The sequence below is a fragment of the Acinetobacter sp. YH12218 genome (assembly GCF_013417925.1).
Lineage (GTDB): Bacteria > Pseudomonadota > Gammaproteobacteria > Pseudomonadales > Moraxellaceae > Acinetobacter > Acinetobacter amyesii.
The window spans coordinates 15,150-39,934 of sequence record NZ_VPDB01000034.1; the positions used below are offsets into that span (position 1 = coordinate 15,150).

Consider the following 24,785-nt stretch of genomic DNA (forward strand, 5'->3'; position numbering starts at 1 on the left):
AGAATATGAAATACCAACCGCCTTATACCATCACATCTAAAATCATTTACCTGATTGCACAGATTAGTGAGAATATAGGGCGCCTGACTGTTTTAGAAGAAATCCAAGACAGCTTGAAACTACGAAAAGCCAATCGTATCCGTACCATTCAAGGCTCACTGGCGATTGAAGGGAACACTTTAAGTACGGAACAGATCACGGCGATTCTAAATGGTAAGACCGTAATTGCACCTCCAAAAGAAGTTCAGGAAGTGCGTAATGCGATTAAAGCCTATGAAGCCTTTCAGCAGTGGCAACCAAGTCAAGAGTCGGACTTACTACAAGCTCATCAAATTTTAATGACAGGCTTGATTGATGAAGTTGGTCAGTATCGTCATGGTGGTGTCGGTGTAATGTCAGGTGATCGAGTGGTGCATATGGCTCCGCCTGCAAATCAAATTAATCGACTGATGGTTGACTTACTTGATTGGTTAAATGATAGCGAAGTGCATCCTCTTATCCAAAGTTCAGTATTTCACTATGAGTTTGAATTCATTCATCCATTTGCGGATGGCAATGGTCGCATGGGAAGGCTATGGCAAACTTTAATATTAAGCAGATGGAATCCAATCTTTGCTAATATTCCTGTTGAGAGTTTGATCTATCAAAATCAAAAAGCCTACTATGAGGCTTTGCAAGCAAGTACAGACCGAACAGATTCAGCCCCATTTATAGAATTCATCTTACAGATGATTTTAGATGCAATTCTTAGTTCAACTGATACCGCTCAAGATAGCGGTCATGTTACCGCTCAAGCTTATGTACAAGTGAGCGACCAAGTTCAGCGTTTAATTTCAGCAATGAAGCTAGAAGACTACACTTTGGCTGAGTTGATGCAATTGGTTGGTTTAAACCATCGGGCAACATTCCAAAAGAATTATTTGAATCCAGCAATAGAAGCAGATTTGATTGAGCGTACTATTCCAGATAAGCCGAAAAGCCCTAAGCAAAGGTATCGTCTTAAATCATGATTTAGCTTGAAAAATATTTTGTTACATTTTTACTTAAACAGTTAGACATGAATGAGAATTAAAAAGCGTAAAGTAAGTTTTTAAATTAAATAATTAATTATTAATCAGTAACTTATATAAAATTTTTCTTGATTGTGTTATCGGGTTTTGGTAAAAAAATTACTATTAAGTTTGAGATCAATGTGATGAGTACTTTTGAAATGCAAGGTCTGACATGGAAGGCGAGGTCAAAGTATCAACAAGATGCCATTTTGATTGAAAATAAAGTTATTCAACATGATGGACTCATCACTAAACTATATAGCCATTCTGAAAAAGAACAGTGGTGTGTTGCTGTAGCGGATGGGATTAGCAATAGTCCAGTAGCTGAGCAAGCAGCCTATACAGTTTTAAATGCTTTAATGCAAAATAAAAAGATAGAAACTTGTCAAGCATTTACCATTCAGCAGTATCTTGTTGATCAATTAGCACATCAAAAAAATAGTTTTGGAGCCAGTTCAACACTTGCACTCATTCAAAATAATGGCGAACAAGGTTTTGTGACAATTCAACATATTGGGGATAGTCGAGTATATTTGTTTAGCCAGCATGATCAAAAGTGGCACTGCCTGACGAGAGATCATAATTATCTTGAACAGTTAAGAGAAAATGGCGAGATAAAAGAAGGGGGAAACTATGCCAGTATTTATGGTGCATTATTACAATACTTTTGTGCTGATCCTTTGCATGAAGTGATGGATTTTACAACAACAGAAGAATATTTGACTGAGAATGATGCCTTATTAGTTTGTACCGATGGTGTGCATGATGTGATGGAGTGTACGGAATGGCCTGCTTTAAAAGTAGATATGGAACTTCGAGCATGGTTACTCGACATGAAAGCGTCATTAGATTCGAAACAGGCGTATGACAATGTCAGCATGATCTTAGTACGAGCAAAAATTTAATTCATTGAGAATGGGGGAATTATGCAATCAGACGATCTTTTTGAACGTGCCAAATTATTCATAGAGGAAGTAGGTGTCGTTTCGGTATCGAGTTTACAACGTAAGTTTTTAATTGGACATACTCAAGCAGAACAAGTGCTAAATCAGTTAATTGAAGAGAATATTTGTGAGAGCCACTTTGTTCAAGAGCAAGGCTATATTTTAAAAAAAATTTCGAAGTAAGGTAATTTAGAAAAGGATACGGTATGTCGATCAGATTAAAAAACCTTTATAAGCTTTTAATAGAAAATAGAAAACATGAGGTTCAAGGGTGGAATAAAGCATATAAAAATTTTTATAGTAAGGTCGAAAAAATTCGTGAAAGAATAAAAAGTGGAGAGGGCTTATCAAATCATGATGAGAGTTTTTTACGTGAGCTTCTTTATAACTTAGATAATGGAATTGCTTCTCGTGGGCAATCAGTTTTGAGTAATCAAAACTTTATAGATTTTATAAAAAACAGACAATTTTTATCAGATCTAGAAAGCTTGATTGTTAATCCTAATTTTGAAACTTATCAAGTTTTTAAAAAGACTTGGTCTGACCAAGGTAAATCGAATAATCCAGTACTCATAAATCGAGTTGTTGCGGCATGCACACTTGACGTTTCTACAACGGTAGACTCAGGTAAATTTAATCAAGTCTTCAACTGGTTAATGCGTGAAAAAATTATTCCAATTTATCCAGATAGTGAAGCTCAAGATTGGTTTTCAAAAAATCAATTTTTGATGAAAATTTTGAAACAGGTATTCAGTGAAGAGATTCAGAATCAAGAAACAGACGAATTTTATTTAAGTCAGTTTGTTTGGGAGCTCTATGAAAATTTGTCAAACCCATTCAGTTTAAAAAAACAAATTATTAAATACGGTGCTCCTGGAACAGGTAAGACTTTTCAGGCTCGTCAGCAAACTTCACTTTTGTTTGATATTTGGAAAGAGGAGTTTGCTCCTGATACTGATTTTACTCATCAAGGTCAGATTGAGTTAGTGCAATTCCATCCGTCTTTCAGCTATGAGGATTTCATTGAAGGACTACGCCCTATTTTAGATGAGAATGGACAAGCCCAATTAACATTACAGAATGGGATTTTTAAAGAGTTTTGTTTAAAGGCTGGTAAATGGGAAATTGATGTATTTAATTTGCATCTAGATAAAGAATGGGATGAGATAAAAATCCTTGATTTACATCCTTATAAAGATCAACTCAGTAATTCATATTGGGACTATATCTTTAGATTAGAGGACCAAACTAAATTAGTTTCTAATGCTATCCCTCCATTCTTTTTTATTATTGATGAAATCAATCGTGCGGAATTATCTCGTGTTTTTGGCGAGTTAATGTACTGCTTGGAATATCGTGGTGTTAGGGGATGCGTTAAAACACAATATGCTAACCTGAATACGAATAAAACAGGGATGCTGGAATTAGGCCAGACTTATCAATTTTTCATTCCCACCAATATATATTTAATTGGCACAATGAATACGATTGATAGAAGTGTGGAAAGTTTTGACTTTGCTCTTCGTCGCAGGTTCTCTTGGCAAGAAGTGAGTCCAGATATAAGCTTGTTGAAATACTATCTTTCAGAGCATTGTGCTAAATGGATTGAACTAGCCATTAGTCTTGAGAAGCTTAATGAAGAGATAGAAAAACAAGCTTTGCTCGGTCACGAGTATCAGATTGGGCATGCTTATTTGATGAATTTGAAATACCCCAAAAGTTTAAGCTTAACTGAGGTGAAAGCTTCGATTTGGGAAGATAGTATCAGACCATTGTTGCAAGAATATTTACGTGGTACAGGCGAAGAAGCAGAGTTGATTAGATCCTTTAGTAAATCTTTTGGGGTCTAATATGTGGCTCTTTGATGTCATTAAAAATGGAACTCTAGTCGATAATCAAACTTATATGGTTCAAGATGGAGTTTTACACAACCGACGATTAGATGCGCCAATTAATCTAAATAAAAGGGCTAATGGACAATGGTCCTACCCCTATAATAATGACCAAGCAATTTGGCGGTTCATTAATGAGATATCTACTAATGTCAATGAAGCCTTAGTGAAGCGAGGTGCTAATGCATTGGTTCTATTTAATGACAGTGAATATGAGCACAATACGGATGATACTTTATTAAGAGTTAGCGGTGTTAATGTAGCTAATTTTACTCTTACGACAGGAAATCTTATTGGCTTTATAAAACAGGGGAAATATTCACTGAAGATTAGTTCCCGATTCGGAGATAATTTTTTAAGGTTTATTATTGCTGATGCTGACGGTTTTCTTGAGTTAGAGAATTTGGGTGGACAAATTAATGGGGATGGTTATGAATGGCTCCTCGCATATCTTTGGAATATTAAATTTAAGCGGGCATATCGCTTAGGACTTCCTAAAACGTATATAACAAAGAATGAGAAGTTAGGGCGAGTGCGTGGGAAGATAGATGTTGTTGATTATTTTAATAATAAGACATTAGGGAAAAACTTATGTAGTTATAGAGAGCATAGCTACGAAAACCCAGCAGCTTCACTTTTCCTTGCTACTTACGAAATGATAGAACATTACTCATTTTGTCAGCATACGAGAAATATCTATAACGCATTTCTTATTGCTAACAAGGGAGTAAAAAGGACAAGGAAGGAGATTTTGCGAACGCAATATTTCACAAATCCATTTTATAATGATTACAACGTTCTTATAGATTTATCTAAGAAAATCATAAGTCAAAAAAGTTCGGATTTTAGTTCAGATGAAGCATCGAGCTCATTTCTATTTGATGTATCTATGCTTTTTGAATATTTTATTCGTAAGTTAATAAAAAGAGCAGGAATAATTGTGCGTAGTAAATATGCGCAAATTCATAAAATATCAGCAGGTATCAATACTGGATATATGAGGAAATTAGAGCCAGATCTTGTTCTGGAAAGTGCTGAAGGTCTTTATATATTTGATGTTAAATATAAAACTTTCGATAGTAAATTTGGCGTAGGTCGAGAGGATCTATTTCAGCTCCATACTTACATAGGTCAATACGCTAATGAGGCGAAAATCAAAGGATGTGGCTTTATATATCCAATATCACAGAAAAGATGGGCATCACTTCATTTAGACAGTACTAATGGAGTAATTTCTACTAATATAAAACAACATGGTGTGGATATTCCTTTTCATGTTGTATTCTTTAAAATTACTGAATGTGATTTAGAATTTAATCTGTCGATGAGGAATGAGTGTTTAGATTTTTGTACACGCTTAAAAGAAAAAATTATACAAATGGTTTAACTTACTTTCAGTAATAGGATCTAGATTCTTCAATAGACAAGACTTGAATATAGCGAGTTTAAATCTGCTACAATTGCGCCAATTTTGAATTCCCACTTTTTCAGTTTTAGTACATATTTAGAAATGTGTACATAACTGTGTACATATTGTAGATTTTTCTCATGTTTAAAGATCAATTAGCTAGAGAGGTAAAGGCTCGTAGAACCTTTGCTATTATTTCCCACCCCGATGCCGGTAAAACCACAATGACAGAAAAACTGTTGTTATGGGGACAGGCGATTCAGGTTGCAGGTATGGTAAAAAGCCGTAAATCTGATCGTGCGGCAACGTCTGACTGGATGGAAATGGAAAAAGAACGTGGGATTTCGATCACCACCTCTGTTATGCAGTTCCCGTTTAAAGACAAGATGATTAACTTGCTCGACACCCCAGGGCATGAAGACTTTTCTGAAGATACTTACCGTACATTAACTGCTGTTGACTCTGCGCTTATGGTGATTGATGGTGCAAAAGGTGTCGAAGATCGTACGATCAAATTGATGGAAGTGTGTCGTATGCGCGACACGCCGATTATTTCATTCGTCAACAAAATGGACCGTGAAATTCGTGAGCCATTAGAACTGCTAGATGAAATCGAAAACGTTTTAAAAATTAAATGTGTTCCGATTACTTGGCCACTGGGCACAGGTCGTGACTTTGCGGGTGTATTTAACCTACTCGAAGAAAAATTCTACGTTTATAAGGCGGGTTTCGGTTCAACCATTACGGATATTGAAGTTCGTGATGGCTATGACTATGCAGATTTGCGTGAAAAAGTCGGCGATCTCGCTTGGGCCGCATTTGAAGAATCATTGGAGTTGGTTCAAATGGCCAATGAGCCTTTAGACCGTGATGAATTTTTGGCAGGCCGTCAAACGCCAGTCTTGTTTGGTACGGCACTCGGTAACTTTGGTGTGGACCACGTTTTGGATGCATTTAGTCAATATGCGCCTGAACCTAAAGCACATCCAACTCAAGACCGTAAAGTTGAAGCGACTGAAGAAGGCTTCACTGGTTTCGTCTTTAAAATTCAAGCCAATATGGATCCAAAACACCGTGACCGCATTGCATTCATGCGTATCTGTTCGGGTAAGTATGAAAAAGGCTTAAAAATGAAACATGTGCGTCTAGGTAAAGATGTGCGTATTAGTGATGCCTTAACGTTCCTTGCTGGTGACCGTCAGCACCTTGAAGAAGCATGGCCGGGTGACATTATCGGTTTGCATAACCATGGTACGATTCAAATTGGTGATACCTTCACTTCGGGTGAAGATTTACACTTTACTGGTATTCCTCACTTCGCCCCTGAAATGTTCCGTCGCGTTCGTTTAAAAGATCCATTGAAGTCAAAACAGCTACAAAAAGGCTTAAAAGAACTTTCAGAAGAAGGTGCGACTCAGGTCTTTATGCCGCAAAACAGTAACGACTTAATTGTGGGTGCTGTGGGTGTGCTTCAGTTTGAAGTGGTGGCATATCGTCTGAAAGAAGAATACAAAGTTGATTGTATTTACGAGCCTGTAAGTATCAATACCGTACGTTGGGTATCTTGTGATGACGAGAAAAAATTCAACGAATTTAAGAAAAAAGCACATGACCAATTGTCTGTCGATGGCGGTGGTCATTTAACTTATCTTGCACCAAGTCGTGTGAATTTACAGTTAATGCAAGAACGTTATCCGGATATCGTGTTCCGTAATACACGTGAACACTAAGTTGTTCTTTTACAGAAATAAAACAGCTTCTTCGTGAAGCTGTTTTATTTTGTGGTAGAGTTTTTAAATCCATACATTACGCAATCATTTGGTCGTTTAGGACATCATGAAAAAATTCAAGGATGCTACAGTTTTTGGAGTTTTGGGGAGTGTTTTGCTGCTCAGTGCATGTGATTCAGGAAAAGAAAACAAAGCGACAAAGCCGGCCGATGATGGCGCTTCTGAAGCGGCCGTGATCAATCCAGATGTTTTGCCTTATTTAAATATCCAAGAGCAAGCCGCTAAAATTGCCAAACCGTTTTGTGAAAATAAAAGTTGTATTGATTTAGAGATACAAACCATTCAGACCGTAGATACGTGGTTGAATAGCTGGATTGAAAAGAATCAGGCGAGCGTCGTACAAGATCAGATTGCACTAAAGCAGAATATGAATCTCCAACAAGCTGTCGATGCGTATGTGAAAAAATCAGATGCTTGGCAGGCCGAGTTTAAAACCAATAAAGCCTATGAATTGGCGATGTACACACGAGTTCCATATCAACGGAATCAATATGTGCTGCTGCAAATCGGTGTCGATACCAAACAGGAAAATATCACGGTCAAAGAGCGCTATTATTTTTTTGTGGCAGACCGTCGTGCGAAAAAAAATCTCAAACCCTTAGATATTATTGATGCAAAGCAGCAGCAAAATATGGATGCCATTGTGCAGCAAGCCTATGGCAAATGGTTAGATGAACAAGATGTGGATGTCAAAAAATCGGCACCGAAAAAGCTCTATTGGGGCCAAGCAGATTGGTTCTTTGATCAAGAAGGTGTCGGTTTGCATTACCGTACAGATGAAATTATCAAAGATAGTACACAACTGGATATTTATCTCAGCAAAGCGCAAACACAACAAGTCTTGAAAGCTGATGTGTATCAGCATATGTTCTAAACAACGAAAGTATTTAATTTGATGAGATATTTACTGAGATAAATATCAATTATTCGAAATGAAAGGTTGAAGCAATGGTGCAAAAAAATAAAATTTGGGCAAGCTCAATATTGGCAGTTTCTGTTGCATTCACGGCGTGTCAGCCACAACAAGCTGAACCTGAAAAAAAGCCGGATCAAGCCAAAACTGAACAGCCAGATTTGAGTGCAAAACTGATTGGTGATGTGGAAAAATTACAACTGAATTTACCTGAATGTGATGGCGGGGTCTGTCCTGAAATTTCAGTTGAACGCTTAAACAGTAATCAAGCCTTTATTGATGAATTTATTGATGCGAAAATCTTAAAACAGTTAGACGAAATTCTATCTATTTCGCCTTTAGAAGATAAGACGCTGAGCACTGATGCTCCCGCTGCAAGTGAAGTTCCTGCAGCATCTGAAACAAAATCTGCTTTGGCCAAGGTTGAAACGCCCAAATTAAAATTGGAAAAAGCCACGCAGCCTTATATGCAAGCGTTTTTAAATTTAGATAAAGAATTGAAATCTTTAAGTGCCAATCAGCAAATCAGTTTGATGATTAAACCTAAAATATTGAATGCTGAAAAACCCTTGGCAACAGTGGTTTTAAATACCAGTTCATATTTAGGTGGAGCGCATGGTTCTTCTGCACAGCAATATTATAACTTCGATTTAAGCACTCAAAAATTGGTACAGCTCAATGACATATTATTGCCTAATCAACGTGCAGAGCTTGAAAAGCGGGGCTATGAAGTCTTTAAAACTTGGGTGAAAGATGCCAAGTTGGCAGACAATATTCAAGAATACGAACAGATTTGGAAATTTAAACTGTCTGATAATTTTTATCTGAGTCAGCAAGGTTTAATTTTGCAATATGCCGAATATGAAATTGGGCCGTATGTGGTGGGTTTACCTCGCTTGACCATTCCCTATGATCAATTGCAAAGTATCTTGAAAAAGCAATATCTACCAGTAGTTGAAGCTGCTGAAGCCTCAGCCGTAAAAGCAAATTAATTAGTTCAATGACTTACTCACTGTTTGATACGCATACGCATTTTGATGTTCCTGATTTTGACGCTGATCGGGAACAGTTGGCGTATGCTGCCAAACAGGCGGGTGTCGATGCGTTGGTATTGATTGGTTTTTTACAGTCACGTTTTCAAGATTTGCTGCAAACTCAAGAGTTTTTAGCTCGTTTATCCAATGTTCCAAAAAGCTATTTAGCTCCCGGCTTACATCCGTTTTATATTGAGCAACATCGTACAGAACATTTGCTCGATGTGGAGCAGATGCTAAAGCAGCATGATTGTGTTGCTGTCGGTGAAATAGGTTTAGATACCTTTTTGAAACAGCATAAACAGCCTGAACTTTTTCAAAAGCAGCAGCAGTATTTTTCCGCACAACTTGAGTTAGCACAGCAGTTTGATAAACCCATTTTGCTGCATATTCGCAAATCCCATGCGGAGGTGCTTTCGATGCTAAAGCAGCATCAATTTAAACTCGGTGGTATCGCACATGCATTTAGTGGTGGTGTTGAAGAAGCGAAGGCATTTACCAAACTAGGTTTTAAAATTGGTATAACAGGGCAAATCACCAATCCTAATGCAAAAAAATTACATCAAGTGGTTCAAACTTTAGGGGCGGCACATTTGGTCTTAGAAACCGACTGCCCCGATATGACACCCTTATGTTGTCAGCATTCGACGGAAGGGCGTACTCGTAATACGCCGGTCAATTTGCCCTATGTCTTGCAGGGGTTAGCTCAGAGCTTAAACCGTACTGAATCTGAGATTGCACAGATCTTATGGACTAATTCATTACAAGCATTGCATCTGGACGCTTAAGGGCCAATAAATATTGATGCTGCTTGATTGAATCTAGTTTCATTCGCATCGTGCATGCAATGATGGTTTTCTAAAAAAAGGCGCATTATGCAATTTCTAAAATGCTTTAGACTTGGCATTATGCTGTTAAATTATTTTGAGTGAGTTTCACATGGCACAAGGACTATTGGCTGGCAAACGCTTTTTAATCGCGGGTATTGCAAGTAAGTTATCAATCGCATTTGGTATTGCGCAAGCTTTACATCGCGAAGGTGCAGAACTGGCTTTTACATATCCAAATGAAAAATTAAAAAAACGTGTAGATGATTTTGCTGAACAATTTGGTTCAACTTTAGTTTTCCCATGTGATGTCGCAGTGGACGCTGAAATTGATACCGCTTTTGCTGAACTTGCTAAACATTGGGATGGTCTAGACGGTGTTGTGCATTCAATTGGTTTTGCACCGGCACATACTTTAGATGGCGATTTCACTGATATTACCGACCGTGAAGGTTTTAAAATTGCTCACGACATCAGCGCATATAGCTTTATTGCGATGGCTCGTGCGGCAAAACCTTTATTGGCAGCACGTCAAGGTTGCTTATTGACGCTGACTTACCAAGGTTCTGAACGCGTAATGCCAAACTATAACGTTATGGGCATGGCAAAAGCGTCACTAGAAGCAGGCGTACGTTATTTGGCAACAAGTCTTGGTGCTGAAGGTATTCGTGTAAATGCGATTTCAGCAGGTCCGATTCGTACCTTAGCGGCTTCAGGGATTAAATCTTTCCGTAAAATGTTAGACCTAAATGAAAAAGTCGCACCACTTAAACGCAATGTCACCATTGAAGATGTCGGTAATGCAGCATTGTTCCTTTGCTCGCCTTGGGCAAATGGTATTACAGGTGAAATTCTGTATGTTGATGCTGGCTTTAATACTGTAGGTATGAGCGCTGATCTGATGGCAGATGCTGAGTAATTCTCTTTAAGTTCCCTCTCCCTTTGGGAGAGGGCTAGGGTGAGGGAATAAAATCCTCTACCCTTGCGAAACAGTATTTCTCATCTCCTAGAAGAAGAGGGAATAAATAAAGCAATAAAAAAGACCGCTAAAAGCGGTCTTTTTTAGATTTGAAGATAAGCGATTAAGCTTGGCCTTCAGCAGCAGTTTGCGCACGTTGCAAATTCGCTTCGAATTCAGCATCGAAGTTAATTGGTGTAAGCAATAATTGTGGGAAGCTGCCTTTAGTAACCATATCGTTCACAGCTTCACGTAGGAATGGGAACAAGATATTTGGGCAGTAAGCACCAAGAATGTAAGGAAGACGTTCTTCTTCAACGCTATCGATCAGGAAGATACCTGCTTGAGTAACGTCAACGATAAATGCAGTGTCACCCGCATTGTTCGCTTGAACGACAACTTTCAGTGAAACTTCGAAGTGTGTTGGATCAACTTTTTCTGCAGAAGAAGAAAGGTTGATATTTAGTTCAGGCTGCCATTCTTTAGTAAATACTTGAGCCCCAGGTACTTCGAAAGAAATATCTTTAGTATAAATACGCTCTAATGCCAATTGTGGTTGAGCTTGTTGTTCTTCACTCATTGTTTATTCCTTAAGATGAGGTGACGATTTATGTTTAAAATTAAGATAGCATGCCGTCGAGTTTGCCTTCACGCTCTAAAGCATAAAGTTGGTCAAAACCGCCAATAAACTGATCATTAATAAAAATTTGAGGAACGGTACGGTGGTTGGTGCGTTGCATCAATTCAACACGTACTTCAGGCGCTTCATTTGATAAATTAATTTCTTTATAAGCCACGCCTTTACGCTCTAGGAGCTGTTTTGCACGAATGCAGTAAGGACATACAGTTGTTGAATAAATCGTAACTTCAGCCATGTTAATCTCCTAAGAAGCGCTTATTTGCTTTTAACTAGAGGTAAGCCTTGAGCTTTCCAGTTGCTAATGCCGCCGTCTAAACGGTATGCATCTGCATGACCGACTTGTTGCAATGCAGAACCTGCCACTTGACCAAGGTTACATACAAAAACCAACGGGCGATCAGAAGTTTTTAACTCTTCAATGTGTTTTGTAATTTGGCTATATGGAATATTACGGCTACCGCTAATATGACCTTCGCGGAAGTCTTTCGCATCACGTAAGTCAATCAATTGAGCATTTTTAGCTTTAACTAAAATCCCTAAAGATTGAGGTGAAATTTTGCGACCATTACGCTGGCCTTCAAGAATAAAGAACAGCACGACCAATACAGCCAGCGTTCCAAATAAGAAGGGGTGATTCCCCATAAATTCGAACCAACGTTCCACAATTCACCTAACTACAATTTTAAATTGCTAAGAGTATAGCCCATAAATATGGTGATCAAAATCACCCCTTCAAGGGCATGAACAGAATAAAAATTAATTTTTTTGCTGCGCTTCCGTGATTTCGTCGATCAGACGTAAATAACTGTCTAATCGGCGCGGCAAAATTTCGCCATTTTGAGCCGCCATTCTAAGCGCACATTGCTTTTCATGTTTATGCGTACAGTTACGGAACTGACAATAACCCAAATGTGATTCGATCTCAGGGAAACCTTGCTGAACTTTTTCCAATTCTAGGTGCCATAAACCAAATTCTCGAATTCCCGGGGAATCAATCAATGCAGAACCTTCACCAAACGCAATTAAACGCGTAGACGTGGTGGTGTGCTGACCGAGCGCGGAGTTTTCCGAAATAATATTGGTTTTTTGCGCAGCATCCGGAACAATGGCATTAATTAAAGTGCTCTTACCAACCCCAGACTGACCTACAAATGCGACAGTTTCACCTGAAAGGCGAGCAGAAAGTGCGCTTAAGTCACCATCAGATTGAGTTTGCATGACCTCATAGCCCAAGTCACGATATTCTTGTAATAGCGTTAAAATCGGGTCATTGTCTTTAAGCAAGTCGGATTTATTTAAGACCAATAATGCTGGAATATCGGCATCTGCACAGGCCACCAAATAGCGATCAATCAGGCCTGGTGCTGGCTCAGGAAGCGGTGCAAATACAATCACAATCAAGCTGACATTGGCTGCGACAGGTTTCACTTTGTGATAACGGTCAGGGCGTGTCAGTAAAGATTGGCGTGGATGAATCGCGGTAATAATCCCTAAACCTGTAATCGGGTCAGCTTGCCATTTGACACGGTCACCCGTCACCAATAATTCGAGATTGGTACGGGTATGGCAGCGCCAAACACTGCCTAATTCGATGGGTTTCCAATGGGGTTCAGGTTCACCTGCTTGCACAATGGGTTTTTCAGGATGTTGGTCGGGTGTAGACAGCGCTTGAACTTCAAGTTGACGACCATAATGTTGGACGACCAAGCCTTCCAAATCTGCAGAAGTATCGATTTCTTCCTGACGAGATTTATGTTGCTTCTGAATGCGACGTTGCTGCTGTTCAGTCAGTCGGCGCTTACGAATTAAAGCCATTCATATCCTAAAAAACCATGAAAACTAGATGGCAAAAATAGCATGAAAGCAGGGGCTATTTACAGCGCAAGCCCAATAAATTTGCTACTATGTTCATTTTTACAGCCTAATAAGATTGCACATTTATGAGCAGCACACCTGATACACGCCTGATTTGGATTGACCTTGAAATGACAGGTCTAGATACAGATAACGACCAGATTATTGAAGTTGCAACAATTGTGACGGATGATAATTTAAATATTCTGGCGGAAGGGCCTGTGCTTGCGGTACATCAGTCTGACCGTGTGCTCAATGCAATGGATGAATGGAATACTCGCCAACATGGTCAATCAGGCCTAATCGAACGTGTACGTCGTAGTAAATTGACAGCACAAGATGCTGAACAGCAAACTTTAGAATTTTTGAAAAAATGGGTGAATCCAAAATCATCACCGATGTGTGGTAACTCAATTTGCCAAGATCGTCGTTTCTTGCATCGTTTAATGCCTGAAATGGAACAATACTTCCACTACCGTAATCTCGATGTATCATCAGTGAAAGAATTGGCGAAACGCTGGCGCCCAGAGATCATGGGGGGCTTGAAGAAAAATGCCTCGCATTTAGCAATGGATGATATCCGTGACTCGATTGCAGAGCTCAAATACTACCGTGAATATTTCTTTATTATGAATAAAGACTAAGGTTGTAAGATCGAAAAAGAGGCGAAAGCCTCTTTTTTTTATCCGAGATATTTTCTCTATCTTTGATAGATGTTGGCTTGATGAATCTCGAGAAAATTTGCAGGTTGAGCCAAATCGGTAAAGCCAAATTGACGATATAAACCATGTGCATCCGCCGTCGCAAGCAACATGCGTCTTAGATCTGCGGAGCCACATTTTTCAAATAAAGTACTCACAATTAATTTTGAATAGCCTTTGCCTCTATGCTCATCGGCGACATAAATATCGGCTAAATAAGCAAAAGTTGCATAATCCGTAATGGCACGACCAAAACCGATGAGTTCTTCATCGAGAAGTAAGGCCACGGCCAAAGAGTTTTCAATCGCTTTTTTCACCACATGTTTTGGAATATCTTTTGACCAATAGGTATGGCTTAAAAAGCGATGCACTGTGTCTAAATCCATTTTATTTTTGTCATCTGTAATTTTTAAATTATTTGGCAGAGGATGGATCTCCATGGCAATACACACTTGATTTTTTGATCTATGGTTATACTTTTTAAAGCAGACCTCCGTTCGCTGTAAATGTTTATTTTGATGGATTTAGACCTGATGCGAATGCCGCTCTATTGCGATGTATGCTGAATTGCGTTTTATCAAAGAAAAAAAGCAGTGAATTTGCTAAAATGGCGGCTCATTTAACACTGCCTCCAGACCTATGACTGAACTGCTCCAAGATGATGAATATGACCGCCGTTTTGCTGGCGTAGCCAAAATATATAGTGATGAAAGTTTTCATCATTATGAAAAAAGTCATGTCATGGTGATTGGGATTGGTGGTGTAGGCTCATGGGCGGTCGAAGCTTTAGCGCGTACAGGTATTGGTGAGCTAACCTTGGTCGATATGGATGTAGTTGCTGCATCGAATATTAATCGACAATTGCCTGCCATGAGCACGACACTGGGACATGAAAAAATTGAAGTGATGGCAGAGCGCTGCCGTGCGATTAATCCCCGAATCAAAATAAATTTAATTGATGATTACTTAACACCTGAAAATGTCAAAGAAATTTTGGCAGGTGATCCTGACTTGATTTTAGATTGCATAGATGATGTGAAGGCCAAATTTGCCTTAATGCTACATTGCCGTTTTAATAAAATTCCGTTGATCGTTTCCGGTGGAGCAGGGGGTAAACTTGATCCGCTGAAAATCCGAGTCGCAGATTTATCAAGAACAGAGCAAGACCCGATGTTAGCTAAATTGCGCACACAATTACGCTGCAAAGGCATTTGTAAAAAGCCGAAAGAAAAGTTTGGGATTACCTGTGTTTATTCGATTGATAATCCATTTTCCAGTGCTGATGTTTGTCCAAGTGCGGGCTTACGTTGTGGTGGATATGGTTCAGCAGTAGTGGTGACGTCCAGCTTTGCGATGGTGGCTGTGTCAGAGGTGCTCAAAAAACTTGATGCAAAACGAGCAAAAGCATGACAGTTATCTCATTTTGAAAAAAATAAAGCACCGAATTCGGTGCTTTTTTTGTATATAGAATTAAAATCAGACACAATGTTGGAATAATTAAAATATTGATTTTTTTGGGGCGAGTATGTGGTTTTTACTGATACTAATTTTGGGGATGGGAGTACTTGCGTTTTGGATGTGGAAAAGACCCGATCCAGTGAAACGCGATCAGGCTAAAGCGGTTGGGCATGACTTGTGGATAGACCAATTAGATGCGCAGCTGAAATTCGCAGAACGTTTAATGCTTGATGCACCAACCGACTATGCGCGTGCCTATGAATTGTATCAAAATTTGGCCAAACAGCATGAAATTCCGCAGGCCTATGTCGCTATGGGGCAGATGCATTTACAAGGCTTAGGCCGAGAAGTCAGTGTGGAAAATGCGCTGGCTTTATTGGAAAAAGCCAATAGTTTAGGCAGTGATGATGCTGCATATGTGTTGGGGCAAGTTGAAGAAGGTATCTATGGCGGAGTGCCCAATATTGAGAAAGCACAATATTGGTATCGACATGCGATTTCACGCGGTCATTTGGATGCACAATATCGACTCGCCGAATTAAACCCAGAAGATCAAACACATGCCGAGCGGCAACATTTAGATTTGTTGCAAAAAAATGCGGACAATGGACATGCCAATTCACAGTATCAATTGGCACAGTTCTATTTAAAACAAGCCACGCCAAATATTGCTCTGGGATTGGAATATTTACTGAAAGCTGCCCAACAAGACCATATGGCGGCTATTCAGCAATTGCAGCAGTTCTATGCTCAAGGAAAGTATCTTGCGCAAAATGATGAAAAGTCATTGCAATATTTAAAGCGAGGATTGCTACTCGGGCACCAGCAGCAGTTGTATGAATATTATCAAGCGGTGTTGATGGGTAAGATCGATGTCGATCAGCGTCAGCGGGTTTATCATGATCTTTTGCAGCAGGCCAAAGAGCACAAAGTTGCTGCAGCCAGCCGATTATTAGGTATTGCACATTTTCATGGTTGGTACTTGGAGAAGCAGGAAACTTTAGGTTTTCGCTTTCTGACCGAAGCTGCTCAACTTAAAGATGCTGATGCAATTAGTCTTATTGCAGCGCTGTATTTTGAAAAGTATTTGGTTAGTGATGATCCGCAAAAAGCATTTGAGTTATATCAAACAGCGTATCAATTCAAACCCTTATTCATTAACCAAGTCGGTTTAGCACTATGCTACCTACATGGGGTCGGTGTTGAGCGAAATATCAAGCAAGCACAGCAACTTTTAATTGAAGCTGCTAGGCATTTAAATGATATGTCCATTACTTGTGTCGCGGATCAAAATTATCTGATTGGACGTTTTTATGCATTGCCTGAGTATCCATTAGCACATCGTGATCAGTGTCTGAGTTATCTGGAAAAAGCCGCAGAACAAGGTTCGCAGGATGCTGCTTGGTATCTCTACCGTTTAGCCGTGGACAATATCTTGCCTGATCTACAGTTTGATGAAGCTCAAACCCAGCAGGCATTGTTGAAAGCGGCAAAATTAGGTCATCCTGATGCACTTACGCAACTGGGTGTGGTTAATTTAAAAGGACAATGGGGAACACAAGACTTCCAACAAGCATTGCAATATTTCTCGCAAGCGGCAGCATTGGGAAATGCGACTGCCTTGTACCAGCTCGGTGAAATGTCAGAACATGGTTTGGGTGTACAGCAAGATTTATCCCAAGCGCATAGCTATTATGTACAAGCGGCTCAAGGGATGAATGCTGCGGCATTAACGCGATTGGGTTATTTCTATATTCATGGCATGGGCGTAGAGCGTGATCTTAAAATTGCACAGCAATATTTGGAAAAAGCGGCTTTGCAAGGCTATGTTGAAGCACAAGAACAATTGGAGAATATTCACGCATTTTTAAATGCCAATTAATCGTGATGCAAAGCAGTAAGGTGGTATGAAGAGACCTGAAGTTTAGTTTGATGGTCTCTACATTTATTTTAATACAGAAATAAATAGAGTAAAAATAACATAAAGAATTGATGTGGAAATTTGAATTTTTACTTACATAAAACCCAAAAAAGCAGGCAAATTATGCCTAGAAAAATATGAGTTTTTTTGATTAAATACCCCGCATATTTTATAAAAATCTGATTTTAGATAATAACGATGCTGAACAATATATATTCTGCAATTGAAAAATTGGGCATTAGTCCACAAAAACGTGCTTTGCATATTCAATTTTCCAATACCACGCTGAATGAACAAGTATTCTTGCAACGTATTGATGGGGAACATGCCTTAAGTGAAGGTTTGAATGTTCAGCTCATCTGTCTCTCAACTTCTGCCACCTTAGAACTCAAACAATTTATTGGTACACAAGTCGCAATCGATCAGGTAACCGATGCGGGTCAACTTTTTCGTATTACCGGGATCATTACAGAAGCATTTCAAGGCCAAAGTGATGGTGCATTAACGCTATATAAGTTGACCTTAGAAGATGCAACGGCATTATGGCATAAGCGTCGTAATAGCCGCGTGTTTATGAATAAATCGGTCAAAGATGTGGTCGAGATTATTTTTAAGGAATGGCAAAAAAAGAGCCCACTTTTTGCAGCGAGCTTAAGTTTGGACTTAAGTGGCTTAAAAAAAGAGTATGACGTTCGACCATTCATGATGCAAAGTAATGAAACCGACTATGATTTTATTACCCGCTTATTACGCAGTGAAGGCATTCATTGGTTGGTTGATGAAGCTCAATCTTTTGTAACATCGTCTGCGACACCCATAGCAGCCCAAAAGCTACGTTTGATTGATGATAATAGTCAATATCAAGCTTTGGAGCGACGTAATATCCGTTTTCATCGCAGTAGTGCGACTGAAAAAAATGACAGTATGACCAGTTTTATCGGTCAGCGCAGTCTGCAGCCGACGTCGGTACATGTGCAGCGGTGGCAGGCGGATGTGCTTGAACAGGACGAGGGTGGTGGTGCAGTACAAAGCAAGCATCTACATAGTCAAAATCAAGATAATGCGAGCTTAAGCTTAGAGCAGGCATGGCATGTGAGCCCTGCATGGATACAAGATCTGAATGGTGAAGATGCTGCAACTGCCTCTAATAGTGCTCAAGTTGAACGTCTCAATCAAAATTTTAGTGATTATTATGCAGCTCAAGCCAAACAATTTATTGCTAAAAGTACCGTGCGTGATACACAAGTTGGTTATTGGTTCAAATTGGATGAGCATCCAGAGATTGACCAGCATCGTGGTGCCGATCAAGAATTTTTGATTTTATCTAAGTCTTTTTATAACCAAAATAATTTACCCAAAGACTTAACCGATCAAGTTACACAACTGATCCATCAAAGTCAGTGGCAAGTCAAACAAAGCGATGCGGATGAACGCCAAGCCAATACCTTGGCTTTGCAACGTCGAAATATTACGACCGTTCCTGAATTTAATCCACTTACACATCGACCAGTAACACATCCACAGCGTGCCAAAGTTGTGGGTCCTGCCGGTGAAGAAATCCATGTTGATGAATGGGGGCGGATAAAAGTCCGTTTCCTATTTACCCGTTCCGATGATCATGTTCATGATGGCGGTGCAGGTGCGAATAATAATGACACAGACTCGGCTTGGGTTGATGTACTGACGCCTTGGGCCGGCGAAGGTTATGGCGCACGCTTCTTACCTCGAATTGGTGAAATAGTTGTCGTCGATTTCTTTGATGGCAACATTGACCGACCTTTTGTCGTGGGTCGTATTCATGAAGCGCAGCGTAGTCCCACTAAATTTGACAATAAAGGACAATTACCCGATACCAAAAAACTTGCGGGAATTCGTTCCAAAGAAGTGGCGGGAGAGGGTTTTGGTCAATTACGCTTTGATGACACCACGGGGCAAATTAGTACCCAGCTGCAAAGTAGTCATGGTGCAACACAACTGAATTTAGGGCATTTAAGTCATCCTAAAGAAAAAGCTGAGAGTGAAAGTCGGGGTGAAGGTTTTGAGCTGAGGACGGATCAATGGGGGGCGCTACGAGCTGGACAAGGTTTATTGGTGTCGACTTATAAACAGGAAAAGGCCAATGGTGAACATTTAGATGCAGAGATTGCAAGAACACAGCTGGAGACGAGTCATAGTAATAGTAAGTCTTTAAGTGATATTGCAAAACAACAAAAAACAGATGAAATTGAATCTGTTGAACAGCTCAAAGCTTTTGCCAGTGAAATAGAAAAAGATATCGCTAAATTTAAAAAAGCCATTCTTTTACTTAACTCAGTGGATGGTATTGCACTTAGTACACCAGAGGATATTCATTTATCTGCAACAGGCATGATCAACCAAATTGCCGGTGATAGCATTAACCTGAGTACGCAAAAAAATATTGTGGGACAAGCTTTAGGTAAGGTTAGCTTATTTGCAGCTCAAGGTGGTATTAAAGCAATAGCAGCGCAAAGTAAAGTCGAAATTCATGCACAGTCTGATGCTTTGGATATTTTGGCAAAAAAAGGAATTACGATTTCTTCTACTGAAGACAAAATAGAGATTAGCAGTCCTAAAGAGATTGTGATCACAGGAGCTTCTTCCCAAATTACTTTAAATGGCTCGGGAATTCTTGCTAAGACAGGCGGTAAATTTGAAGTAAATGCAGGGCAGCATCTATTTAAACCTGCATCGAGTGCAAGCAAGTCTACACAACTTCCTGCTTCAAACCCTTTGAAAGGTGCCTTAGAACTTCTTAAAAGTTATGGGGGGCAAGATTTCTTTAGTGGCACCGGTTTTAAAGTGATTGATGCTTTAGGTAAACAAGTTTCAGGGAAACTCGATGGCAATGGCTTTGCACAAGTTACAGGCATTGCACCGGGACCCGCGAAAGTGGAGTTTGATAAAGATCCACGCAGTGCGTGGGATCAGTCTAGTCACTTTAATCGCAACTATGATTGGGCGGAAAAAGTGGTACCAGGCGCTTCGGACTTTTTACAAAATACATTGGGTTCGTTGGGGCAAAATTTAACATCACAGTTAAAAGATAATCTCTTTAATTTAAATGCCGATTCTTTAAAAAATATCGGAAAAAATGCATTAAAAGATCTAGGTGGACAGGCATTAAATCAATTTAAAGACCAAGTCACCAACTCTGCACTATCTGCAATTTCATCGAAACTCAACTTGGGACTTTCTGCTTCACAAATGGCAAGTTTGGGTCAGGGTGCACAAGGCTTATCCAGCGTATTAGGTGGAAGTGGAATGAGTAACGGCATCGTTTCTGGGTCAACTGCTGCCGCAGTTCAGAACTCACAAGCAACCATTGATAAGGATATAGTGGGCCGTAAAATTTCTTATTCCACACGCGCATTGACTTATACGGAAACCATTCGAGAAGGCTCTGCAACGCCTACGAATGTGACAGCTGCACCAGTCGCAGTGCCTAAAGTGCCTGAAATAAAAGTAGCGGAAGCTGCACCAGAAAAAGCGATACCTGTCCTTGCTAGTGATGATGATTGGGTGGACCGGAAACAATATTCAAGTCCTTACCTCACTTACAGTGAAACCACACGACCGAAAAAGAACAATGGTTAGTACTTCATAAGAGCGACAGCAAAACACAATTTTAAATATTTAGAATTTGAGTAATAGGTTTTTACATGACAACTGAGCAAAATGTTCAACAAGAACAACAGACAACAACTAAGCCAGCAGTTGAACTGGCGATTTTTAACTTAGAGAGTGTGACGCATACAGAAGATCATAAGTTTATTGCACATCAAATTGAAAACTATTTAAAGCAATGTGGTAATACCAACTTAGGGCAGTTGAAAAGTCTTGCTAATGTACCAACGGTTGCCAATATTTTTGCACTTTCAGGTTCAGTCTTAGATTTACTATTGTTTTGTACTGAGCAAAAACAAGGTGAGTCAGGAGTACAGCAAGGCGCTTTACTTTGTATGAACTTGATTGGTTTATACTTAGAACCCAAAGCCGAAGCTCATGTACGAATGGCTTTACGTCCTTTATTGGGACTCATGGCTGAATGTTTATATCCGCAAAATGGTAAAGTCAAAGAAGCCGATATCCGTCGCATGTCTTTGCATTTAAATGCGCAAATGGCAGGGGATATAGAAAAATTCCTGACTGAAACACAAGCTAAATTACCTACCTTGCTTTCAGGTGCAAGCACATTGGGTATATCCATACTCTCAGCCTTTGCAACTGAAACGAAATCAGGACTGGTATCACCAACCATTAATTTTGGCGCAACTGCCGAAAAACGAGATCCAGCGGAACAATTTAGTAACTGGACGAAACCGCTGATTGATCTGACACAAACCAGTGCGCTTGCTAGTTTGATACCGAAACTTAAAAAGCCAACAGGGGTCACATCTTTACAGTTGGAAGCACAACAAGCACAATCGCTTTTACCGAATCTAATTCAGCAACAAGCAAATACAGGTACAAAATATAGTATTGCTTGGTTGATACAAGAAACCTTAAAAGCCATCAAAAAACAAGGCAATAAAGCCAGTGCCAGCGTTCCTTTAAATCAAACTGGTGAGCATGAGCAGCATACAACAGGTGATACTTTAGAGTTTTTAACTTTACAGGCCGATGCACTGAATAATCCGCCTTGCCAAGGAGCTGACTCACAATCTAAGCACAGTATCAGCTATTCCATTGGCGCAGAACGAGTCAATCATACTGATTTCTACTTACCCAAAGTGGGCTTTAGCTTCAGCCGTCAATATAATTCGCAAATGCATGAGTTTGATGGCAGCATGATGGGCGCGCGTTGGATGATGCCTTTTTCGAATGTCATTAGCCAAAATAAAAATGGCTACTTATTTATAGACAGTAATGGGCGCAAGCATCAGTTGCCTGAGTCAATCCTGTATGAAGCATACACGGTGCCTTATGAAGGCTTTACGGTAGAACCTTTAGAAAATGAAGATTTGCTACTAAACTTTGGTTCAGCGTGGAGTTTCCATTTTCACAGCTTTAATGGCGGAAAACACTATCAGTTGATTCAGCAATTCAATGAAGAAACAGATGAAAAAGTTGCTTTAAGTTATTTACTATTTGAACAGCAGGCTTATCTGCAAAGTATTGATTTTCAACTGAAGAAAGCTAAACACCAGCTCAAGTTTGCCTTTAATGATCAAGTAAAAGTTATCGCTGCTTTTGTGGATGAACAGGCAGAGCCAGTGTCACGTTATGAATATGATACGCAAGGCAATTTAATTAAGGCTGTAGATCAAAATGGCCATGTACGCAGCTATGAATATAATGATGCGCATCAGCTGACCCGCTATACCGACCGTACTGGTCGTGGGCAAAATATCCGTTATGAATCAAAAGAGGCGAATGCCAAAGCCATCGCAGAATGGGCAGATGATGGTAGTTTTAAAACACGTTTGGAGTGGCACCCGAGACTGCGCCAAGTTGCTGTGTACGATGCTTATGATGTGCCAACCTATTACTACTTTGATTTAGACGGTTTTACTTATCGCACACGCTTAGCTGATGGCCGAGAAAAGTGGCTCTCTCGTGACAGTCAAAAACGCATTACCCGTCAAATTGATTTTGCAGGCCTAGAAACCGAACAAATTTATAACGAGCAAGATCAGTTGGTTAAAATCGTACAGCCGAATGGTGGTATGATCCGCTTTGCATATGATAAAGCAGGGAATTTAACTGAGACTAAAGATCCAGAAGGGAATATTTGGAAAAAAGAATACGATGCGGATGGTAATGTCACCAAGGAAATTAATCCTTTAGGTTATAGCACGCAATATAAATACAACAACGATAATCAAGTTATAGAAATCATTGATGCCAAAGGCGGCGCTAAAAAAATTCAATACAATGATTTGGGACAAATGACCGCATATACCGATTGTTCAGGCAAAGAAAGTACTTGGCAATACGATGAAGAAGGGCAACTCAAAGAACAACAAGCCGCAGACCAAACAGGTGTGCAATATATCTACAGTTCAGAAGGAAAAGACAAAAGCCAGCTTAAAGCTATTGTCTACCCTGATGGTTTAAAAGAACAATTTGAACATGATGAAGAAGGACGCTTGCTGAAGCATACGGATACTACAGGTTTAAGTACACAGTACCGTTATAATGCTGTGGGTTTGCTCGAACAGCGTATAGATGCGAATCGTCATCAAATAGGCTACCAATGGGATCAGCAAGGCCGTATTCAAAAGCTGATCAATCAAAACCATGCAGAATATTTATTTGAATATAACCGTTATGGTCAATTGGCACGTGAACAGGCCTTCGACGGCGAAGAAAAATATTATAGCTACAATGAAAACGGTCAGCTGTTCCAAATCCGTCAGCCGAATGTGTTTACTCAATTTGCATATTTTGCTGATGGCGCAATCGCTTCAAAAACTTATACTCATGTACAAACTCGTGTAAGTCAAACAGAAGAATTTGAATACAACCTGAATCATCAGTTGAGTAAGGCGAGGAATAAAGACAGTCAAATCGATTTTTATCGCAACGCGCTTGGCCAATTGGTTCGTGAGCATCAGCATTATAAAGTGCCGCATTTAACTCCGCTGACGGCTGTGCTGCGTTATGAATATGATGTGCTGGGAAATTTAACTCAAACGATTCGCCCTGATGGACAGGTTCAAAGCAATTTGAGTTATGGTTCAGGGCATATTTATGGCATTGCGTTAAATAAAAAAGACATGGTGGCATTTCAGCGCAATGACTTGCACCGTGAAACAGCGCGGATGCTTGCCAATGGATTGGTTCAAAGCAAAAATTATAATGATGTAGGCTTACTCAGTTCGCAGCTGATTCAGCCAGAGCAAGAGACTCTAGGGCGAGTACAGCATCAGGCGGAACGGCAGTATCATTATGATCAAAATTATCTACTCACTCAGGTGGATGACAGCCGTTTAGGCAAGCTGAATTATCAATATGATGCGGTTGGCCGTTTGATACAGAGCCAAAGTGTGCATAAAACGGAAAGCTTTGCTTTTGACCCTGCGGGGAATTTGATTGACCCGATTGCCACGCAGGCATCTCAAGTGAAAAGTAATTTGATTGCTCAATATAAGGGTAAAAACTATAAATACGATGCGCAAGGCAATGTAATTGAAAGCAGCCATGCAGGTAAAACATTAAAACTGACATGGGATAACCTGAACCGTTTGATCCAAAGTGAGCTTAATGGTCAGGCGACTGAATATGGTTATGATGTATTTGGAAGGCGTTTATATAAGAAAAATCAAAATGCGCAAACCCTGACCTTATTCGGCTGGGACGGTGACCTGATGATTTGGGAGTCACAGCAATCTAATGACTTCGAAGGAAACTACACCAAGCATTATGTCTA

At 39.7% G+C, this 24,785-nt stretch carries 20 protein-coding genes; 15 read left to right on the forward strand and 5 right to left on the reverse strand.

Going from position 1 to position 24,785, the window contains the following annotated elements:
* The first annotated feature begins 5 nt into the window (after window positions 1-5).
* The 10 genes from FTV03_RS10700 to FTV03_RS10745 all read left to right on the forward strand — a co-directional run bounded on the left by FTV03_RS10700 (window position 6) and on the right by FTV03_RS10745 (window position 10,779).
* The gene (locus tag FTV03_RS10700; RefSeq protein WP_180041392.1) at window positions 6-1,010 is read left to right on the forward strand and encodes a Fic family protein; all 1,005 of its coding nucleotides are present in this window, start codon (window positions 6-8) and stop codon (window positions 1,008-1,010) included.
* Window positions 1,011-1,195: 185 nt separating this feature from the next.
* Window positions 1,196-1,957, forward strand: a complete 762-nt coding sequence (locus FTV03_RS10705; RefSeq protein ID WP_004842513.1) for a PP2C family serine/threonine-protein phosphatase — start codon at window positions 1,196-1,198, stop codon at window positions 1,955-1,957.
* Between the two features lie 21 nt (window positions 1,958-1,978).
* Complete coding sequence (locus FTV03_RS10710) at window positions 1,979-2,179, forward strand: DNA translocase FtsK (protein ID WP_004842512.1); 201 nt, start codon at window positions 1,979-1,981, stop codon at window positions 2,177-2,179.
* Between the two features lie 23 nt (window positions 2,180-2,202).
* Window positions 2,203-3,846 (forward strand): McrB family protein, encoded by a 1,644-nt coding sequence (locus FTV03_RS10715; RefSeq protein WP_179995076.1) that lies wholly within the window; start codon window positions 2,203-2,205, stop codon window positions 3,844-3,846.
* Between the two features lies 1 nt (window position 3,847).
* Window positions 3,848-5,275: an McrBC 5-methylcytosine restriction system component gene (locus tag FTV03_RS10720; protein ID WP_020752793.1), complete on the forward strand. Its 1,428-nt coding sequence runs from the start codon at window positions 3,848-3,850 to the stop codon at window positions 5,273-5,275.
* Between the two features lie 161 nt (window positions 5,276-5,436).
* On the forward strand, window positions 5,437-7,026 hold the full coding sequence (locus FTV03_RS10725) for a peptide chain release factor 3 (protein ID WP_180041393.1): 1,590 nt from the start codon (window positions 5,437-5,439) through the stop codon (window positions 7,024-7,026).
* Between the two features lie 106 nt (window positions 7,027-7,132).
* On the forward strand, window positions 7,133-7,960 hold the full coding sequence (locus tag FTV03_RS10730) for a hypothetical protein (RefSeq protein WP_180041394.1): 828 nt from the start codon (window positions 7,133-7,135) through the stop codon (window positions 7,958-7,960).
* 74 nt (window positions 7,961-8,034) lie between these two features.
* Window positions 8,035-8,991, forward strand: a complete 957-nt coding sequence (locus tag FTV03_RS10735; protein WP_180041395.1) for an RsiV family protein — start codon at window positions 8,035-8,037, stop codon at window positions 8,989-8,991.
* Between the two features lie 8 nt (window positions 8,992-8,999).
* A complete protein-coding gene (locus FTV03_RS10740; RefSeq protein ID WP_180041396.1) occupies window positions 9,000-9,821 on the forward strand; it encodes a TatD family hydrolase in 822 nt (273 codons plus the stop codon).
* 151 nt (window positions 9,822-9,972) lie between these two features.
* The gene (locus FTV03_RS10745) at window positions 9,973-10,779 is read left to right on the forward strand and encodes an enoyl-ACP reductase (RefSeq protein WP_078189642.1); all 807 of its coding nucleotides are present in this window, start codon (window positions 9,973-9,975) and stop codon (window positions 10,777-10,779) included.
* A 163-nt stretch (window positions 10,780-10,942) separates the two neighbouring features.
* Here the strand turns inward: FTV03_RS10745 and secB are convergent, their stop codons facing one another.
* The 4 genes from secB to rsgA form a co-directional block, all read right to left on the reverse strand.
* Complete coding sequence (secB, locus tag FTV03_RS10750; RefSeq protein ID WP_078189641.1) at window positions 10,943-11,398, reverse strand: protein-export chaperone SecB; 456 nt, start codon at window positions 11,396-11,398, stop codon at window positions 10,943-10,945.
* 40 nt (window positions 11,399-11,438) lie between these two features.
* The gene (gene grxC, locus FTV03_RS10755; protein WP_078189640.1) at window positions 11,439-11,693 is read right to left on the reverse strand and encodes a glutaredoxin 3; all 255 of its coding nucleotides are present in this window, start codon (window positions 11,691-11,693) and stop codon (window positions 11,439-11,441) included.
* Between the two features lie 20 nt (window positions 11,694-11,713).
* Window positions 11,714-12,121, reverse strand: coding sequence for a rhodanese-like domain-containing protein (locus FTV03_RS10760; RefSeq protein WP_078189639.1), 408 nt, complete (start codon window positions 12,119-12,121; stop codon window positions 11,714-11,716).
* Window positions 12,122-12,214: 93 nt separating this feature from the next.
* Window positions 12,215-13,273 (reverse strand): ribosome small subunit-dependent GTPase A, encoded by a 1,059-nt coding sequence (gene rsgA, locus FTV03_RS10765; protein WP_180004539.1) that lies wholly within the window; start codon window positions 13,271-13,273, stop codon window positions 12,215-12,217.
* A 125-nt stretch (window positions 13,274-13,398) separates the two neighbouring features.
* On the opposite strand from rsgA, the gene orn reads away from it, so the two are divergent.
* Window positions 13,399-13,956 carry an oligoribonuclease gene (gene orn / locus FTV03_RS10770; protein ID WP_067763591.1) on the forward strand — a complete coding sequence of 186 codons (558 nt, stop codon included), beginning with the start codon at window positions 13,399-13,401 and terminating at the stop codon, window positions 13,954-13,956.
* Window positions 13,957-14,012: 56 nt separating this feature from the next.
* Here the strand turns inward: orn and FTV03_RS10775 are convergent, their stop codons facing one another.
* A complete protein-coding gene (locus tag FTV03_RS10775; protein WP_180041397.1) occupies window positions 14,013-14,453 on the reverse strand; it encodes a GNAT family N-acetyltransferase in 441 nt (146 codons plus the stop codon).
* Window positions 14,454-14,652: 199 nt separating this feature from the next.
* Here FTV03_RS10775 and FTV03_RS10780 point away from each other — a divergent pair, with 199 nt between their 5' ends.
* From FTV03_RS10780 to FTV03_RS10795, 4 genes are all read left to right on the forward strand, one after another.
* A complete protein-coding gene (locus FTV03_RS10780; RefSeq protein ID WP_180041398.1) occupies window positions 14,653-15,423 on the forward strand; it encodes a ThiF family adenylyltransferase in 771 nt (256 codons plus the stop codon).
* A gap of 115 nt (window positions 15,424-15,538) precedes the next feature.
* Window positions 15,539-17,353, forward strand: coding sequence for a tetratricopeptide repeat protein (locus FTV03_RS10785; RefSeq protein WP_180041399.1), 1,815 nt, complete (start codon window positions 15,539-15,541; stop codon window positions 17,351-17,353).
* A 237-nt stretch (window positions 17,354-17,590) separates the two neighbouring features.
* Window positions 17,591-21,007: a type VI secretion system Vgr family protein gene (locus tag FTV03_RS10790; protein WP_180041400.1), complete on the forward strand. Its 3,417-nt coding sequence runs from the start codon at window positions 17,591-17,593 to the stop codon at window positions 21,005-21,007.
* A gap of 65 nt (window positions 21,008-21,072) precedes the next feature.
* A partial coding sequence (locus FTV03_RS10795) for a DUF6531 domain-containing protein (protein WP_180041401.1) occupies window positions 21,073-24,785 on the forward strand: 3,713 nt, incomplete at its 3' end.